Source organism: Streptomyces sp. NPDC053048, from assembly GCF_044547045.1.
Taxonomy (GTDB): domain Bacteria; phylum Actinomycetota; class Actinomycetes; order Streptomycetales; family Streptomycetaceae; genus Streptomyces.
Genome location: NZ_JBITZS010000006.1, coordinates 21,291 through 37,410 on the forward strand (window position 1 = coordinate 21,291; position 16,120 = coordinate 37,410).

The 16,120-nt window shown below is 70.9% G+C and carries 12 protein-coding genes and 1 pseudogene; 5 read left to right on the forward strand and 8 right to left on the reverse strand.

Translation table 11 applies throughout. The features are described from left to right. Positions 1-8 precede the first annotated feature (8 nt). From ACIG36_RS16700 to ACIG36_RS16710, 3 genes are all read right to left on the reverse strand, one after another. Positions 9-914 (reverse strand): DNA-3-methyladenine glycosylase family protein, encoded by a 906-nt coding sequence (locus ACIG36_RS16700; protein WP_399927701.1) that lies wholly within the window; start codon positions 912-914, stop codon positions 9-11. Between the two features lie 78 nt (positions 915-992). Then, entirely contained in the window at positions 993-2,075 is a 1,083-nt protein-coding gene (locus ACIG36_RS16705) for a sugar phosphate nucleotidyltransferase (protein WP_399927704.1), read from the reverse strand. 82 nt (positions 2,076-2,157) lie between these two features. Continuing rightward, the gene (locus ACIG36_RS16710; protein WP_399927707.1) at positions 2,158-3,699 is read right to left on the reverse strand and encodes an N-acetylmuramoyl-L-alanine amidase; all 1,542 of its coding nucleotides are present in this window, start codon (positions 3,697-3,699) and stop codon (positions 2,158-2,160) included. A gap of 127 nt (positions 3,700-3,826) precedes the next feature. Between ACIG36_RS16710 and ACIG36_RS16715 the strand changes: the two genes are divergently transcribed. From ACIG36_RS16715 to ACIG36_RS16730, 4 genes are all read left to right on the forward strand, one after another. Beyond that, a complete protein-coding gene (locus tag ACIG36_RS16715; RefSeq protein ID WP_399927710.1) occupies positions 3,827-4,579 on the forward strand; it encodes a TIGR03089 family protein in 753 nt (250 codons plus the stop codon). A gap of 91 nt (positions 4,580-4,670) precedes the next feature. Continuing rightward, positions 4,671-5,978 carry an LCP family protein gene (locus ACIG36_RS16720; RefSeq protein ID WP_399927713.1) on the forward strand — a complete coding sequence of 436 codons (1,308 nt, stop codon included), beginning with the start codon at positions 4,671-4,673 and terminating at the stop codon, positions 5,976-5,978. 275 nt (positions 5,979-6,253) lie between these two features. Beyond that, the gene (locus ACIG36_RS16725; protein WP_399927716.1) at positions 6,254-8,020 is read left to right on the forward strand and encodes an LCP family protein; all 1,767 of its coding nucleotides are present in this window, start codon (positions 6,254-6,256) and stop codon (positions 8,018-8,020) included. A 98-nt stretch (positions 8,021-8,118) separates the two neighbouring features. After that, positions 8,119-9,855, forward strand: coding sequence for an LCP family protein (locus ACIG36_RS16730; RefSeq protein ID WP_399927719.1), 1,737 nt, complete (start codon positions 8,119-8,121; stop codon positions 9,853-9,855). An 86-nt stretch (positions 9,856-9,941) separates the two neighbouring features. Here the strand turns inward: ACIG36_RS16730 and ACIG36_RS16735 are convergent, their stop codons facing one another. Next, positions 9,942-10,958: a glycosyltransferase family 2 protein gene (locus ACIG36_RS16735; RefSeq protein ID WP_399927722.1), complete on the reverse strand. Its 1,017-nt coding sequence runs from the start codon at positions 10,956-10,958 to the stop codon at positions 9,942-9,944. A gap of 245 nt (positions 10,959-11,203) precedes the next feature. Between ACIG36_RS16735 and ACIG36_RS16740 the strand changes: the two genes are divergently transcribed. Further along, the gene (locus tag ACIG36_RS16740; protein ID WP_399927724.1) at positions 11,204-12,688 is read left to right on the forward strand and encodes an LCP family protein; all 1,485 of its coding nucleotides are present in this window, start codon (positions 11,204-11,206) and stop codon (positions 12,686-12,688) included. Between the two features lie 113 nt (positions 12,689-12,801). On the opposite strand, the pseudogene ACIG36_RS16745 reads toward ACIG36_RS16740, so the two are convergent. From ACIG36_RS16745 to ACIG36_RS16760, 4 genes and pseudogenes are all read right to left on the reverse strand, one after another. Continuing rightward, positions 12,802-13,098, reverse strand: a pseudogene (locus tag ACIG36_RS16745) (acyl-CoA thioesterase); the annotation flags it as partial. Positions 13,099-13,128: 30 nt separating this feature from the next. After that, positions 13,129-14,904, reverse strand: coding sequence for a recombinase family protein (locus ACIG36_RS16750; RefSeq protein ID WP_399927727.1), 1,776 nt, complete (start codon positions 14,902-14,904; stop codon positions 13,129-13,131). A gap of 90 nt (positions 14,905-14,994) precedes the next feature. Continuing rightward, entirely contained in the window at positions 14,995-15,387 is a 393-nt protein-coding gene (locus ACIG36_RS16755) for a hypothetical protein (protein WP_399927729.1), read from the reverse strand. Positions 15,388-15,409: 22 nt separating this feature from the next. Continuing rightward, positions 15,410-15,832, reverse strand: coding sequence for a helix-turn-helix domain-containing protein (locus tag ACIG36_RS16760; protein ID WP_399927732.1), 423 nt, complete (start codon positions 15,830-15,832; stop codon positions 15,410-15,412). Between the last annotated feature and the right edge of the window lie 288 nt (positions 15,833-16,120).

The following is a 16,120-nucleotide window of genomic DNA, read 5'->3' on the forward strand; positions in this document are numbered from 1 at the left end:
GCACCCTGCTACATCCCCCTGAAATCCCGCACCGAGAAGCGCGGTGCCCGGCGCGGCAGGGTCGCCCCGCTCAGGAGGATCAGCCGGCATGCCCGGTGCCGCTGGCCCTCGTACGGCGTGAGGAGTTCGAGCATCGCCTCGTCGTCCGCCCCGCGGAACCCCGTCAGGGCGTAGCCGACGATCCTCGGCAGGTGGAGGTCGCCCACCGTCACCGCGTCGGCCGCGCCGTTGGTGCGCTGCAGCGTCTCCGCCGCCGTCCAGGGGCCGATGCCGGGGATCGCCCGGAGGCGGGCCGCCGCCTGCGGCTCGTCCATTGACGCCGCCTCCTCGAGGCGGGCCGCCGCGCGGGCCGCTCGGACGATCGTCGCCGATCGTTTGCCGTCCACGCCCGCCTTGTGCCACTCCCAGGACGGGATCAGGGCCCAGGTGCGCGGGTCCGGCATCACCCTCAGGTCCGGGTCCGGGCCCGGTGCCGGGTCGCCGTGGCGTTGGAGCAGCTGGCGCCAGGAACGGTAGGCCTCGTCGCTCGTGACCTTCTGTTCGAGGATCGACGGGATCAGCGACTCCAGGACCAGGCCCGTGCGGGCCAGCCTGAGGCCGGGGTTCCGGCGGTGGGACTCGTGGACCAGGCGGTGGCGGGGCGTGAAGGCCGCGGGGTCGTCGTCCGCCCCCAGGAGGGCGGGGAGGTTGTCCAGGAGCCAGTCGGCTCCCGGGCCCCAGGCCTCGGCGTGGACCGTGTCCGTCCGGGTCAGCCGGAGCGTGCCGGGGCCCTGAGGGGTGCGGCTCGCGCGCCAGATCGAGCCGTCCGGGGCCACCCGGTAGGCGGGGTCGCCGGGGCCGCGTGCCAGGACGCACAGGGTGCGTCCCAGGTCGTACGGGCCGCCTCCGGGCGGAGCCCACGTGCGGGTGGCCATTCGGCCAGGGTACGTCCTGCTTCTGGTCCGACGGGAACCTACTGGTCCGACGAGAGACCTACTGGTCCGACGGGAAACCTACTGGTCCGACGAGAAACGGATCGCGCCCTGCGGGATCTGCGCCCCGCACCAGATGCGGGCACCCGCGCGCAGTTCGTTGTCGGGGCCGATGCGGGCGTGGTCGCCGATGACCGCGCCGTCCAGGACCGTACGCGCGCCGATGCGCGCGCCCGCGCCGATGAGGGAGTCACGCACGCGGGCGCCCGCCTCGACCACCGCGCCGTCCAGGACCGTACTGCCGTCGATGCGCGCGCCCGGCTCCACGCGGGCGCCCGCGCCGATGACCGTGCCGCCCATGAGCTTGGCGTCCGGGGCCACCTCGGCGCCGTCCAGGACCAGGCGGTCGCCGCAGCGGCCGGGCACCGCCGGGGAGGGGGCGCGGCCCAGGACCAGGTCCGCCGAGCCGCGGACGAAGGCCTGCGGGGTGCCCAGGTCGAGCCAGTAGGTGGAGTCGACCATGCCCTGGAGGTGGGCGCCGGCCGCCAGGAGGCCGGGGAACGTCTCGCGCTCGACGGAGACGGGGCGGCCGGTGGGGATCTCGTCGATGACCGAGCGGTTGAAGACGTAGGCGCCCGCGTTGATCTGGTCGGTGACGATCTCCTCCGGGGTCTGGGGCTTCTCCAGGAAGGCCTGGACCCTGCCCGTCGCGTCGGTGGGGACCAGGCCGAAGGCCCTGGGGTCCTCGACGCGGGTGAGGTGGAGGGAGACGTCCGCGGCGGTGCGCCGGTGCGTGTCCACCAGGGCCTCGATGTCCAGGCCCGTGAGGATGTCGCCGTTGAAGATCAGGACCGGGTCGTCGGGCGCCGAGTGCAGGCGCGAGGCCACGTTGCGGATGGCGCCGCCCGTGCCCAGGGGCTCGACCTCGGTCACGTACTCGAGGTGCAGGCCGAGCGAGGAGCCGTCGCCGAAGTACGGCTCGAAGACCTCGGCCAGGTAGGACGTGGCCAGCACGATGTGCTCGACGCCCGCCGCGCGGGCCCGCGCCAGCTGGTGGGTGAGGAACGGGACGCCCGCCGCCGGGACCATGGGCTTGGGCGTGTGCACCGTGAGCGGGCGCAGCCGTGTTCCCTTGCCGCCGACCAGGAGGATCGCTTCTGTCACCTTGTCGTCTCTGCTTCCTGCTGGGGCCGGGCCGTGATCGGCGGCCAGTGTATGCAGAACGTACGGCTCCGGCCGCGCCCGGTCAGCGACCCTGGAGCCGGGCCGCCTCGGCACGGGCGGCGCCGAGCCGGTTGTAGAGGCGGTCTCCCGGGCATTCGGTGGCGTAGCCGTCGCGGTGCCCGGAGATCACTTTGAGCTTGACCGAGGTCCCCTTCTTGAAGAGGTTGCCGCCGCCCGAGACCAGGGTGGTGCGGCCGGCGGGGTTGACGTCGTAGAGGCCGAGCTTCCATGCGGTGAGGGTGGCCACGGCGTCGACCGCGGCCTCGGACGGGTTGGTCCTGCCGAAGGATCCGAGTACGGCGATGCCCATGCTGTTGGTGTTGAAACCGAGAGTATGGGCGCCTCTGACGGGTTTCGCCACACCGCCTGCCCGGCCTTCGTAGACCGTGCCGCACTTGTCGACGAGGAAGTTGTAGCCGAGGTCCCGCCAGCCGCTGCTCACCACGTGGTAGCGGTAGATCCCCCGGATGACGGAGGCGGACTGCGAGCAGCTGTAGCCGTTGCCGGAGGCGGTGTGGTGCACGAACGCGGCCCGCACGGTCTTGGTGTACGGGAAGCCGCGTTCGCGGATCGACTCGTCGGCGCCCCAGCCCGCCCGGGTGACGATGCGGGGCCGCGGGCCGACGTAGTAGCCGGCGAGCTCGTCGGACTCCTCCTCGGGCGGGTCGGAGGGGTCGGCGGTGGGCGCGGGGGGCACCGGGGGCACGGGTGGCAGCGGGGGCGCCGGCGGTGCCGGTGGCGCGTCCGGGGTGTCGCCCTCGGGGTCGCCCTCCCCGTGGCCGTCGGGGTCGGTCCGTTTGCCGGCCGCGGCCGTGCTCGCGCTGGCGAGGTCCACATGGGTGGCCGCCACGTCCTTGGCCGATTCCGGCTTGCCCATGGCCGGGATCTCCGTGGCGCCGAGCGGGGCGAGCGGGACGTTCGCCGCCGAGGCGGCGGTCTCCTCCTCGGAGGGGGCGGGGGCGGCGCGCTCCGAGGAACCGGGGGCGGCACGGCGGCCGGTGCGGGGTGTGCGCGGATCCTTGCCGGGGTCGACGAGCTCGACGCGCAGGCCCGAGGGCAGCGGGCGGGCGTCGGGGGTGCGGCCGGCCGCCGGGTCCTGGCGGACGCGGACCTGTACGGCGTCGCAGGCGCCGACCCACAGGGGTGCGGTGGATCCTCGCAGGCTGCCGCCGCGGGTCTCGGGCGAGTCCAGGTCGGGGCGGTCGTCGTCGTGCGTCTCGACGTCCTGCCAGCCGGACCACTGCTTGGCGCCCACCGGGCGGGTGCGGACCTGGGCCGTGCCCCGCAGTTCGGCGGTGGCGTCGTCCCAGACGATGCCGACCATGGAGAACGGCGGGACGTCCTGGGGCGGCAGCACCCGCTCGGCCCCGCCGCCGCGGACCGCGCGGTGGCGCGAAGGCACCAGCGGCAGCGAGTGGGTGGAGCCCGGGACGGCCGGCCGCGCGGCGGACGGGGCGGGCCGTGGCGTGGTGTCGGGTGCGGTGGCTCCGGACGGGGTGGCGAGGAAGGGCAGGGTCAGGGCGGCGCAGGCGGCGAGGGCCGAGGAGACAAGGATTCCACGCATACCTGAAATCCTGGGCATATCACTGTAAATCTGTCCATTCGTGAACTGACGGCGAGTCGGGCCCGGACGGCCTCGCGGGGCCTTCCCCGACTGCCCGTCAGGCGCCTCGCCGCGTACCCTGACGCCGATGAACGCCACCGATCGCACCCCCGCCGACCTGCTGCGTTCCGCGCTCGCCGCGGACCCGGCCCGCCCGCTCGTGACCTTCTACGACGACGCCACCGGCGAACGCGTGGAACTGTCCGTGGCCACCTTCGCCAATTGGGTGGCGAAGACCGCCAATCTGCTCCAGGGCGAACTGGCCGCCGAGCCCGGTGACCGGCTCGCGCTGCTGCTGCCCGCCCACTGGCAGACCGCCGTCTGGCTGCTGGCCTGTTCCTCCGTCGGCGTGGTCGCCGAGGTGGGGGGCGATCCGGCCGGCGCCGATCTGGTCGTCAGCGGGCCGGACACGCTGGAGGAGGCGCGGGCCTGTTCCGGGGAGCGCGTGGCGCTGGCGCTGCGCCCCCTGGGCGGCCGCTTCCCGCAGCCGCCGGCCGGCTTCGCCGACTATGCCGTCGAGGTGCCCTCCCAGGGCGACCGCTTCGCCCCGTACGCACCCGTCGACCCGGACGCCCCGGCGCTGGCGGTGGGGGGCCTGGAGCTGACGGGCGCGCAGGTGGTCGAGCGCGCCCGTGCCGACGCCGCCCGGCTCGGGCTGGGCGCGGGCTCGCGGCTGCTGTCGGGGCTGGCGTACGACCAGTGGGAGGGCCTGTCCGCCGGGCTCCTCGCGCCGCTGGCCGCGGGCGGGTCGGTGGTGCTGTGCCGCAACCCCGACCGGCTCTCCGGCGACGACCTGGACAAGCGGCGCGAGAGCGAGCGCGTCACCGTGACGGCCCTCTGACGCTGCCGTCGCGCCGCTCCCGGGCGATGATCGGCGGTACGTGCGCCCGCACGCCGCCCGGTCCGTGGAGGAGGAGGGACGCAGCGCAGCCGTGACCCACAACCCTGGCCAGCCCGTGTGGCCGGACGGCTTCTTCGCCGAGGAGCCGCCCGGCCCGGGGCGCGCGCCCCGGCGCCGCTGGCTGCGCCGGCTGGCGCTGGGGCTGGCGCTGCTGGTGCTCGTGGTGGCGGGGATCGGCTGGGTGCTCTACGAGCGGCTCAACAGCAACATCACCACCGACACCGAGACCGCGGAGGAGCTGCGCCGCTGGGAGAAGCAGCGCCCCAGCGCCCTGGTGGCGGGCGCCCAGAACATCCTGATCATCGGCTCGGACACCCGCAGCGGCTCCGGCGGCAGGTACGGCGAGGACAGCGGCACCCAGCGTTCGGACACCACGATCCTGCTGCACGTGGCCGCCGACCGGAACAGCGCGACCGCCGTGAGCCTGCCCCGCGACCTGATGGCGAAGATCCCCAGCTGCCGGCGGCCGGACGGCACGTACACCAACGAGCGCTTCGCCCAGTTCAACTGGGCGTACGAGCTGGCCGGCACCGCCTGCACGATCCGCACCGTCGAGAACATCACGCAGATCCGGATCGACCATCACATCGTCGTGGACTTCATGGGGTTCAAGGGCCTGGTCGACGCCATCGACGGGGTCGAGGTGTGCCTGAAGCGGCCCGTGGAGGACCGCGAGGCGAAGCTGAGGCTGCCCGCCGGCCGTCAGGTGCTGCACGGCGAGCAGGCGCTGGGCTACGTCCGGGCCCGCTACAGCCTGGGGGACGGCAGCGACACCGAGCGGATGGGGCGTCAGCAGTTGTTCCTGGGCGCCCTGGTGCAGGAGATGCAGAGCGACGGCGTGCTGCTCAACCCGGCGCGGCTCTACCCCGTGCTGGACGCGGCCACCAAGTCGCTCACCACGGACGGCGGGCTCGACTCGATCAAAAAGATGTACGACCTGGTGCGCACGGTGCGGGGCATCCCCACCGAGCGGGTGCAGTTCCTGACGGTGCCGCGCAAGCCGTACCCGTACAACAGCGCCCGTGACGAGCTGGTGCAGCCGGACGCGGACCAGCTCTTCCAGCAGCTGCGCCTGGACCGCCCGGTGGCGGTGAGCGCCCATGTCCGTCCGGCGGACAACAAGCCCCCGGCACACCGGGAGCCGGCGCCGGAGGCACCCGAGGGAACGGAGGGGACGGCGGGGCCGGAGGTGCCGGAGGGAGTGGAGCCGCCGGCCGGTCCCGGCGTGCCGGAATCGGTGCCGCCGTCGCCGTCACCGCCGGCCTCGTCGCCCTCGCCTCTGCCCACCACGCCGCCCACGTACGAGGGCACTACCGCCGCCCGTGGGATCTGCGGCTGACGCCTGGCGCGTAATCACCGGAATGCCACCAAAAGGTACGATCATCATTTCGCGCCGGTGTTCGCTCTGACATCCGTCTCCGCGAAGGGATTGGGCAGATTGCCCAGTTGTAGGGGAGTGCAATTTGTCACGGGCGTCGCTTGACGCTGAACTGGGCGGATAGTGTGAGCGATCCGGTGCGCACGGCCGGGCTGACCGCGCACTGCAACAGAGACATGATCGAGCGCCTCGGGGGGGTAGGCGCCGCGTGGCACCGACGGAGGATTCAAGCGACCGTGGACGCGCAAGGCCGTGGGCGAGCGGGCGACATCGACCCCGCCGACCAGTGGGTGTTCGACCCCGAAACCGGCAGCTATGAGCTGCGCCTGGACCATGCCGGGGAGCCGGTGACGACGCCCGGCTCCGTCCCCGCCGCGACGTCTTCGCCCGCCTCCCGGAAGTCGGCCAGGCCGCCGGCCTCGCCCAAGCCCAAGCCCCGGCCGGGCGGTGGCGCCGGCGGCCGGTCCGTCCCCGGTCAGCGGGGCGGCGGCGGTGGCCGCCGGGCCGCGGCCAAGGCGGCCACGGGACGCCGCAAGCCCAAGCCGAAGAAGACGGCGAAGAAGAAAGCCCTGATGTGGACGGGCGGCACGGTCGGTGTGGTGCTGGTCGTCGCCTCGGTGGGCGGCTACCTCCTCTACCAGCACTTCAACAACAACATCGACAAGGTCGACGTCGGCATCAACAACGGCGCCGTCACCAAGGGCCCGGTCAACATTCTGGTCATCGGCACCGACAAGCGCTCCGGCAAGGGCAACACCGGCTACGGCGACAACGGGAGCGTCGGACACGCCGACACCACCTTGCTCTTCCACGTCTCCGAGGACCGTACGAACGCCACCGCGCTGTCCATCCCGCGCGACATGATCACCGACATCCCGGACTGCCCCACCAAACAGAAGAACGGCTCCACCAAGACGATCCCCGGCTCCAAGGGCGTCCGCTTCAACGAGAGCCTGGGCCAGGAGGAGCGCGACCCCGGCTGCACCTGGCGGACCGTCGAGAAACTGACGGGCCTGAAGGTCACCCACTTCATGATGGCCGACTTCAACGCCGTCAAGGAGCTGTCCTCGGCCGTCGGCGGCGTCGAGGTCTGCCTGGCGAAGGACATCGACGACCCCGACTCGCACCTCAAGCTGAGCAGGGGTCGGCACACGGTCGAGGGCGAGGAGGCGCTGGCGTTCGTCCGCACCCGGCACTCGGTCGGGTTCGGCGGCGACCTCAGCCGGATCGAGCTGCAGCAGCAGTTCCTCAGCTCGATGATCCGGAAGATGAAGGACGGCGACACCCTCTCCAACCCCAAGAAGCTCTACGGCCTCGCCGATGCCGCGACCAACTCCCTCACCGTGGACACCGGCATAGGATCCATCAGCAAGCTGACCGCGCTGGCCAAGGAGCTCAGCAAGGTCAACCTGAAGAACATCACCTTTGTGACCGTGCCCGTCGTCGACAACCCCGCCGAGGGCAAGGTGCACAAAACGGTCGTGCTGGACAAGCCCAAGGCCGAACCCCTCTTCGCCATGGTCCGTCAGGACGTCTCCCTCACCGAGGTGAAGGAGAAGGAGGAGAAGGCCAAGGAGGCGGCGGACGCCAAGCAGGCCGCCCTGCTCAAGGGGCCGCGGGCCACCCCCGCCACCGTGCGGGTCAAGGTGCTCAACGGCAGCGGCCGCATCGGCGCCGCCCACGAGACCGTCGGCTGGATGCAGAACTCCAAGGGCATGCCGCGCACCACCAACGGCGGCAACGCCTCCGGCGGCAAGAAGGACAAGACGGTCCTGGAGTTCGCCCCCAACCAGGCCGACCAGGCGCGCCGGCTGGCCGACGACATGGGCCTGCCCGTCGACGCCCTCAAGCAGGGCTCGACCGACGCCGCGCCGAACGCGGAGATGACCCTCATCCTCGGCGCGGACTTCAAGGGCGCCGGAATGCCGGTTTCCGCCCCGAAGAAGGCCCCCGAGGGCATTCAGAAGGTCGAAGCCGACGACAAGAACATCTGCGCCAAGTGAACCCACCTGCCGGGCTTTCGCATCTCATTACGCAGTAAGACTCATTAGGTACAACACGCCTGCCCATCGGGCCGGACGCACCATTCAGGGGAGGCCCGATGCGGCAGAGCAGCGGCGTGCGGGAAGAGCAGGCCGCGCAGGCCAAGGGCGGCAGGGCCGCCGAGGGCGGCAAGGCCGCCAAGGCCGCGAGCCGCAGTCCCGAGGGGGACGGCACCAAGGACGACAAGGAGTCCATAGCCGGCGGCGGCAGGCGCCGCCGGATCGGGCGAATAGCCCGCTGGGCGGCCCTCGGCCTCGCCCTGCTGATTCTCGGGGTGTCCGCCGCCGGATACTTCTACTACGAGCACCTCAACGGCAATCTGAAGAAGAACAAGCTCAACCTCGGCGACAAGCAGCTCGACCGCAGCGCCGCCAACGCCGCCGGCCAACGCCCCCTGAACATCCTGCTGCTGGGCTCCGACAGCCGCGGCAGCAAGGAGAACCAGGAGCTCGGCGGCGCCCGCGACGACGCCGACCGCCCGCCGCTCGCGGACGTCCAGATGCTGGTGCACGTCTCGGCGGACCGCAGCAACATGTCGGTCATCAGCGTCCCGCGCGACACCCGGGTGACCATCCCCAAGTGCACCGACCCGGACAACGGCAAGGTCTACCGGGAGACCAACCGTCAGATCATCAACACCAGCCTCGGCAACGGCGGCCCCGGCTGCACCGTGGCCACCTGGGAAGAGCTCACCGGCATCCCCATCGACCACTTCATGATGATCGACTTCGCGGGCGTGGTGAACATGGCCGACGCCGTGGGCGGCGTCCCGGTCTGCGTCGACAGCAACATCTACGACGACAAGTCCGGGCTGCGGCTGCCCAAGGGCACCCACACGGTCAAGGGCGAGCAGGCCCTGCAGTGGCTGCGCACCCGGCACGGCTTCGAGGACGGCAGCGACATCGGCCGCACCCACGCCCAGCACCTGTACATGAACGCGATGGTCCGTCAGCTGAAGGCGGGCACCAAGCTCTCCGACCCGGGCCAGCTCACCGACCTCGCCGAGGCCGCCACCAAGGCGCTCACGGTCGACAAGGACCTCGGCTCGGTCAAGAAGCTCTACGACCTCGCCGACGACATCAAGCGCGTGCCGTCCGGCCGGATCACCATGACGACCATGCCGTGGGTCTCCGACCCGCAGAACCCGGACGCGCACGTGATCCCCAAGCCCGGCGACTCCGACAAGCTCTTCTCGCTCGTCCGCAACGACATCGCGCTGGACGGCAAGGACCCCAGGAAGGACGAGAAGTCCCTGCCGTCCGCGCCCCCGGCCGGCCCGAAGAAGGACATCGCGGTCACCGTCTTCAACGGCACCGGCACCGTGGTGGAGCCGCCGGTCACCGGCCGCGGCTCGGACATCGCCGCGTTCCTGGTCAAGCAGGGCTTCGCCAAGGCCGCCTCGGACTCCACTCCGCGGGCGCAGGCCGACACCACGATCTCCTACCCCCGGGCCACCCAGCGCAGCGACGCCATGGCCGTGGCCAAGGCCCTCGGCCTGCCGGAGACGGCGGTGCGGCACTCCCCCGAGGTCCAGCAGATCACGCTGGTCGTCGGCGGCGACTGGAAGACCGGCACGGCCTACCCCAAGGAGACCGCGGGCGAGCCGGCCGAGCCGTCCGGCAAGCCCGGGGAGAAGGACGGCGAGAAGGACGCCGCGGACGGGAAGAACGGCAAGAAGGACGACGGCAAGGGCAGCAGGAAGGCCGACGAGAACAAGGCGCCCGAGAGCTCGGACCCCCTCAACGGCGACGACAAGTCCGCCTGCATGAAGGTCAACCCGCTCAACCGCTTCTGAGCACCGCTTCTGAGCACCGCTGCCGGACGAAGAGGGCCCGTGACCTGCGTGGTCACGGGCCCTTCACGGTCTACGGCGGGGTCCGGTCAGCCGGCCTTCACCGCCGGACGGCGGCTGGCGATGACCTTCTTCGCCAGCGAGCGGGGGCTGGTGAGGAAGCCGAAGCCCCACGACATGTGCATCGTCGCCAGCGCCACCGGGATGCGCAGCCGGGCGCCGGCCGGCAGCCCCTTGCCCGCGGGCACCGAGCCGGCCGTGATGGCGGCCAGGTAGCCGGCGGGCACGACCAGGCCCCAGGGGGTGACGGTGGCGCCCACCACCAGGCCGGCCGCGATGGCGACCACGGCGGTCGGCGCGGCGAGGTACCGCAGGTTGATCGAGCCCTGGTGGTAGCGGGCGACCACGTGCCGCCAGCGGCCGTAGTCCTTGTACTGCTTGGCCAGCGCCCGGACGTTCGGGCGCGGCCGGTAGGAGACCAGCAGCTCGGGCGAGAACCAGATCAGCCCGCCGGCCTCGCGGATGCGGAAGTTCAGCTCCCAGTCCTGGGCGCGGATGAACTCCTCGTTGTAGCCGCCCTGCCGCTCCAGCGCCTCCCGGCGGAAGACGCCCAGGTACACGGTCTCGGCCGCGCCCGCCGCGCCGCCCGTGTGGAAGGCCGCGTTGCCGACCCCGATCCGCGAGGTCATGGCGGCGGCGACGGCCTGCTCCCAGGCGTTCTCGCCCTCGGCGTGCATGATGCCGCCCACGTTCTGGGCGCCGGTCTCCTCCAGCAGCCGCACCGCCGTCGCGATGTAGTTCGGCGACAGCATGCCGTGACCGTCGACGCGTACCACGATCGGGTGACGTGAAGCCTTGATCGCCGCGTTGAGCGCGGCAGGGGTGCGACCGGTCGGATTCGCCACGGTATGGACCCGGGAGTCCTCCTTGACGAGCTCCGCGGCGATCTCGTCGGTGCGGTCCGTGGACGGGCCGAGGGCGATCACCACCTCCAGCTCACCGGCATACTCCTGCTCCAGGATGTGCCGCACGGAGGTGCGCAGATGCCGCTCTTCATTGAGCACCGGCATGATCACGGAAACGGCGGGCGGCTGCTGATCGTGCATGGTTCCTCGGGGGTACGGGGGTCGGGGTCACCCCCCGGCGGACGGCCGGTTCGGCCGCTTCGGCCGGCTCGGCCGCTTCACCGGCGGCCCCGGCCACGTTACCGCCAATGGGGGACACGGTCCCGCCCCGGCCGGGTGGCCGGGCCGTCGCGGACGGCGTGGGGGCGCGGACAGTTCATCGTATGGGCCTACCGTGTTCCCGGATTCCCCCCAGCGTGGGGCCCGATCGTCGCGGAGGTCTCGAAGTGACCGCACCGGCCCGCTCTCCCCGGCCCCGCCCGACCCGCCGCGACCAGCGGCCCGCGCGCCGCCCGCGCTGGGGAATGCGGCTGGCCACGGGCGCGGCGGTGGCCGTACTGGGCACCGGGGGCATCGGGCACGCGGTGGTCTACGGCATCGAGGGCGGCATCGGCCGGGTGGACCCCTTCGAGGGGCTGTCGAACCGGCCGGGCGTCTCCCGCGGCATGAACGTCCTGCTCGTCGGCACGGACGGCCGCGACAGGATCACCAAGCGGGACCGCGACCGCTACCACCTGGGGGGCGCCCCCTGCCACTGCACCGACACGATGATGCTCGTACACCTCTCCGCCGACCGCGACCGGGCGACCGTGGTCGGCCTGCCCCGCGACACCTACACCGAGATCCCCGAGCACCCGGACGCGACGGGCCGCATCCGCCCCGCCCACCCCCTCAAGCTCAACGCGGCGTACGCGGAGGGCGGCCCCGGCATGACCGTGCGCTCGGTCGAACGGCTGACCGGCGTGCATGTCGATCACTACATGGAGGTCGACTTCACCAGCTTCATGGAGACCGTCGACGCCGTGGGCGGCGTCCAGGTGTGCACCGTGCGGCCGCTGAAGGACGCCTGGACGGGACTGGACCTCCCGGCCGGCACCAGCACCCTCGACGGCGGCCGGGCCCTGCAGTACGTACGCTCCCGCCACCTGGACGGGGCGGCGGACCTGGGCCGGATGCAGCGGCAGCAACGATTCCTCGCGTCGCTGATCCACCAGGTGACCGACAGCGGGGTGCTGCTCAACCCGGTGAAGTTCCAGGAGGTCGCCTCGGCCGTCGTCGGCTCGGTCCGCGCCGACCGGGGCTTCGGCAGCGACGAGCTCGTCGAGCTCGGCCGGGCGCTGCGGAACCTGACTCCCGCCTCCGCCGAGTTCACCTCCGTGCCGATCGCCGTGGCGAACTTCCCCGTTGCCGGTGTCGGCTCGACCGTGAAGTGGGACGAGGCCGCGGCCGGCAAGCTCTTCCAGGCCCTGCGCGAGGACCGCCCGGTCAACGCCGCGCCGCACGCCCCGCACCGGGCCCAGGACGCCAAGCCGCCCGGCACGCGGCGGGCCAGGACGGTGGACGTGGCACCGGAGCAGATCCGCGTCCAGGTCCTCAACGGCAGCGGACGCGACGGGCTGGCCCGCTCGGTCGACCAGGCGCTGCGCGCCACCGGCTTCGCCACCACCGGCACCCCCACCGACGCCCCGCGCGTCTCCCGGCGCACCGTGATCACCTACGACCCGCGCTGGGACCGGTCGGTGCGCTCGGTGGCGGCCGCGCTGCCGGGCGCGCAGCTGCGGCCGGTGGCCGGGCAGGGGCAGCTGATGAAGGTGATCCTGGGGTCGGACTTCACCGAGGTGCGGCCGGTGCGCGCCCAGGACCCCCCGCCGCGTGCCGGGGGCGCCCCGGTGGTCACCGGCGACCAGGTGGTCTGCCCGGAACAGGCCTGAGGCGACGGAACAGGCCTGAGGGGACAGATCAGGCCTGAGAGGACGGAACAGGCCTGAGGGGACGGAACGGGCCTCAGGGCCCGGAACCGAAGAGGCCCGTGGGTCCGGGACCGTCAGTCCTCGAAGCCCTCGGCGGCCCGCTGCTCGCGCAGCTCCATGATCGCGCGGCGCCGGGCGAGCCGGTGCGTGCGGCGGATCTGCGCCTCCTGGTAGCGGCGCCGGTCCTTCTCGGTCTCGGGGAGCACCGGCGGCACGCGCCGCGGCTTGCCGTGTTCGTCGACGGCGGCGAAGACCAGGTAGGCGCTGCCGACCTGGACGGCCGGCGTGGACTCGTTCCACCGCTCGGCCAGCACCCGCACGCCGACCTCCATGGAGGACCGCCCGGTCCAGTTGACCTGCGCCTTCACATGTGATCAGTCCTCTAAAACATAAACTCGCGCTTAGGCGACGACGGCGAGGTGGGGCGCCTTCTGCGCCGGTGCCGTCGGTTTGGGCTGCTTCACCAGGGACACCTTCTTTGGCGCCCACGGGTCCGGCTCCCACACCGGATGGATCTCAACGCGGGACGTCGCCCGCTTGCCCCGGCCACGGTCGATGCGCACGACCGACACGCGCCGCAGCAGCTTTCGAAGGATGCCGTTTTTCTCGCCCGTGGTGAGTGTGTCCCACTCGTCGAGCAGGCCGAGGGCGAGCGGTTGAAAGTCGATCGGCTGTGGGGTCGTCTCGACCTCGACGACTTCCTGTAGCGCCTTCTCGGCGGCCGTTTTCTCCTTCTTGATCTTGTCGCGTGCCGCTTCGTAGTCCCCCGGTTCGTAGTCGTCCGGGTTCACTGCGTGATCCGCCCTGAGCCGTGCGAGGCCGTCCGTCAGCTTCTTGATCTGCTTCGTGAGTCGCTCGCGCTCCCGCTTGGCGATGTCTCGCGCCTTGTCGACGTCCTGTCGGCGCTGCTCCACGGGGGGCGCGGCGTCCACGCCGGGCGCTACCTCGTTGGCGAGGAAGGTAAGGACGGCCATTTCGACTTTGGCGCGGGTGATGCTGACGCCCTCACATGCGCTGCCGCCGCTCTTGATGTACCAATTGCAGCGGTACCCGTACCCATTCACCGTGGCGCCCGAGGAACCCCCACGGAATGCGCCCAAGCCCCGTCGGCATTCTCCGTGACGCATAAGGCCGGTGAGCGGGTAGGTAGCGTTCCGCTCCCGTGGCGGCTGATCCTTGATCTCCTTTCGGTGTTCTAGGTATGCCTCCCACAGTTCTTGGTCGATGATGGCCGGCTGTGCGCCGGGCAAGAAGTGGAAGTTCTTGCAGTTCGCCATCTCAGTGCACGTGCAGTCGTGGTTGTGGACGCGCAGCAGGCCGGCCGCGAAGCCTGAGTCCATGTACTTCCGTAGAGCGGACTGCTCCCAGAGATTTCCCTGCGTTGTGCGGAATCCAAGGGAGTTGAGCCATGCGCAGATGGTCGTGAAGCCCTCGCGTCCGTACACCTTCCGCTCGTACGCTTCGAGCACGGCCTCGGCGGATTCGGGGTCGAGGGCGTACCGCTCCTTCTGGAGCGTTTCCGTCCTCGGGTCCCACCGCCGGTGCCAGATGTACCCGAAGCGCTTACGGCCGGTGGCGGGCAGGCGCTCGGTGTTGCGCCGGTGTTCGTGGGTCTCGCGCCACTGTTCACCGGCCCTGTTGGACTCGAAGTTGCCGAACGCGAAGATCATTTCACGCTGGAACTCGCCAATGGCGGTCGAGGCGTCGACCGGCTCGGTTGCCGATTCGAGGCGCCCGCCCGCATATTCGAGCCTGGCGAGGTTGACGGCGTTGCCAGTCCTGTTCCTTCCGAACCGGCTGTATCGCCATACGGCGATGCCTCGGGCGAATTTCGCCTCGACGCCCTCGATCGCGCGCATGATCTTGCGTTTGAAGTTTCGGCCGGTTGCGTCGAGGTCGACTATCCAGCCGATTATCCGGCGTTTGTTCCGCCGGGCCCATTCCTCGATGGCGCTCTTTTGTAGCTCCGGGCTGATCTTCTCCTCTCTCCATGTGCTGACCCGTATGTATCCGATGTACGGTTCGAGGCCGTCGAGTTCGGACAGGTCGTCCGGCACCTTGATGTCGGGCAGGAACGTTGCCGGTAGGTCGTCGACCTTGAACGAGTCGGGTACGTCCCGGAAGGACTTGACCAGTTCTTCCCACGTGATGAGCTCGTGGCTTGGTGCGCGCATCATCGCGTTGGTTTCCCCTCCCTTGGATGCTTGGGTGTTGGGGTGGCTGCTGCGCTACCCCCCGCGGTAGCGCCTGCGTGCCGTCGCCCTCTCTTACTGCGCTCTTCGGTAGTTCGTGGGGTCGTCGCACCGAGGCACCGCGTACAGGCGGGGCATGGTGGCGAGGTTGTCCGTGGAGTCACCCGGGCCGCCGTCGTCATCCGTGACGGGTGGCGGTGTGAGCAGGCCGCGCCGTGCATGCTCAAGGCCGAGTCGGTATCCCTCGCGGCGGAGTGCCTCCGCCTTCCCCCTGGTGATACGCGTCTGGCGCCGGTGCAGGGTGAGAATCACCAGAGGCAGGGCGGCGAAGACGACGACGGAGCCGCTATCGGCGAGTCGGGCGTCGGTCCCGGTTACAGCGCCCATGACGACCATGACCAGGCCGACGATGAACGCGAGGGCAGAGGCAACGACTGAGCTAGCGCGGAGCTGCTCACGGGTGATCATTGGGACGGTTGCCTTTCTGTGCTTAGCCGCTTGCGCGGCGGTCGCTTGGTTCGGTGGCACGGAGGCCGCCAACCATTCGCTTGAACGTTGCAATACCTGGTTCGCTGGTAATCCCGAGTTCGCGGGCGGCTTGCTCGGGTGTGATGGATGCAGGGTGGATGGGGCGGGCCGCAGCGTCGGCGAGGTCGTCGGCCGTGAGGATGCCGGCGCGTACGAGAAGGTCGCCGAGGCCAACACCTAGTGCCTCGGAAAGGGCACTGAGGGTGTCCAGGGCGGGCACGCCGTCAGCGCGGAGCAGGCGGGACACGGTTGCTGGGCTGATGCCGGAGTCAGCAGCGAACTGCCGCTGTCCACCGCGTTCGGGGTAACCGCGTAGAAGCAGTTGTTCCCTCAACCAGGCGGCGAACGTCTTGGGGGTATGCGCGGGGGTGGCATGGGGTGTCATGCATGAAACATATCGCGCATGAAAGATACATGGCACCCGTACAGCTCGCAGGCATGACAAAACCTCCCCCCGTTCGGCGGCGCGCAGCAGCGCGTCACGCTCGTTAAATATCGAACAAAGCTTCGATAAGTCTAGGACCGGAGCCCTCGACCTGTCACGCACGTAACCGTACCGGCGCGTACAGGCGGTGACGTTATCCCATCTCAGGCGGTTCCGTCCGTTTTCTGACGACCCCTCACGTGGTCCAGGTTTCCAACCCAGTTGATTTCATGCATGAAACGTTTGTGC

Coding starts and splice junctions, on each gene's coding strand:
- ACIG36_RS16700 (WP_399927701.1), bottom strand. CDS start 914: ATGGCCACCCGCACGTGGGCTCCGCCCGGAGGCGGCCCGTACGACCTG.
- ACIG36_RS16710 (WP_399927707.1), bottom strand. CDS start 3,699: ATGCGTGGAATCCTTGTCTCCTCGGCCCTCGCCGCCTGCGCCGCCCTG.
- ACIG36_RS16715 (WP_399927710.1), top strand. CDS start 3,827: ATGAACGCCACCGATCGCACCCCCGCCGACCTGCTGCGTTCCGCGCTC.
- ACIG36_RS16730 (WP_399927719.1), top strand. CDS start 8,119: ATGCGGCAGAGCAGCGGCGTGCGGGAAGAGCAGGCCGCGCAGGCCAAG.
- ACIG36_RS16735 (WP_399927722.1), bottom strand. CDS start 10,958: ATGCACGATCAGCAGCCGCCCGCCGTTTCCGTGATCATGCCGGTGCTC.
- ACIG36_RS16750 (WP_399927727.1), bottom strand. CDS start 14,904: ATGATGCGCGCACCAAGCCACGAGCTCATCACGTGGGAAGAACTGGTC.
- ACIG36_RS16755 (WP_399927729.1), bottom strand. CDS start 15,387: ATGATCACCCGTGAGCAGCTCCGCGCTAGCTCAGTCGTTGCCTCTGCC.
- ACIG36_RS16760 (WP_399927732.1), bottom strand. CDS start 15,832: ATGACACCCCATGCCACCCCCGCGCATACCCCCAAGACGTTCGCCGCC.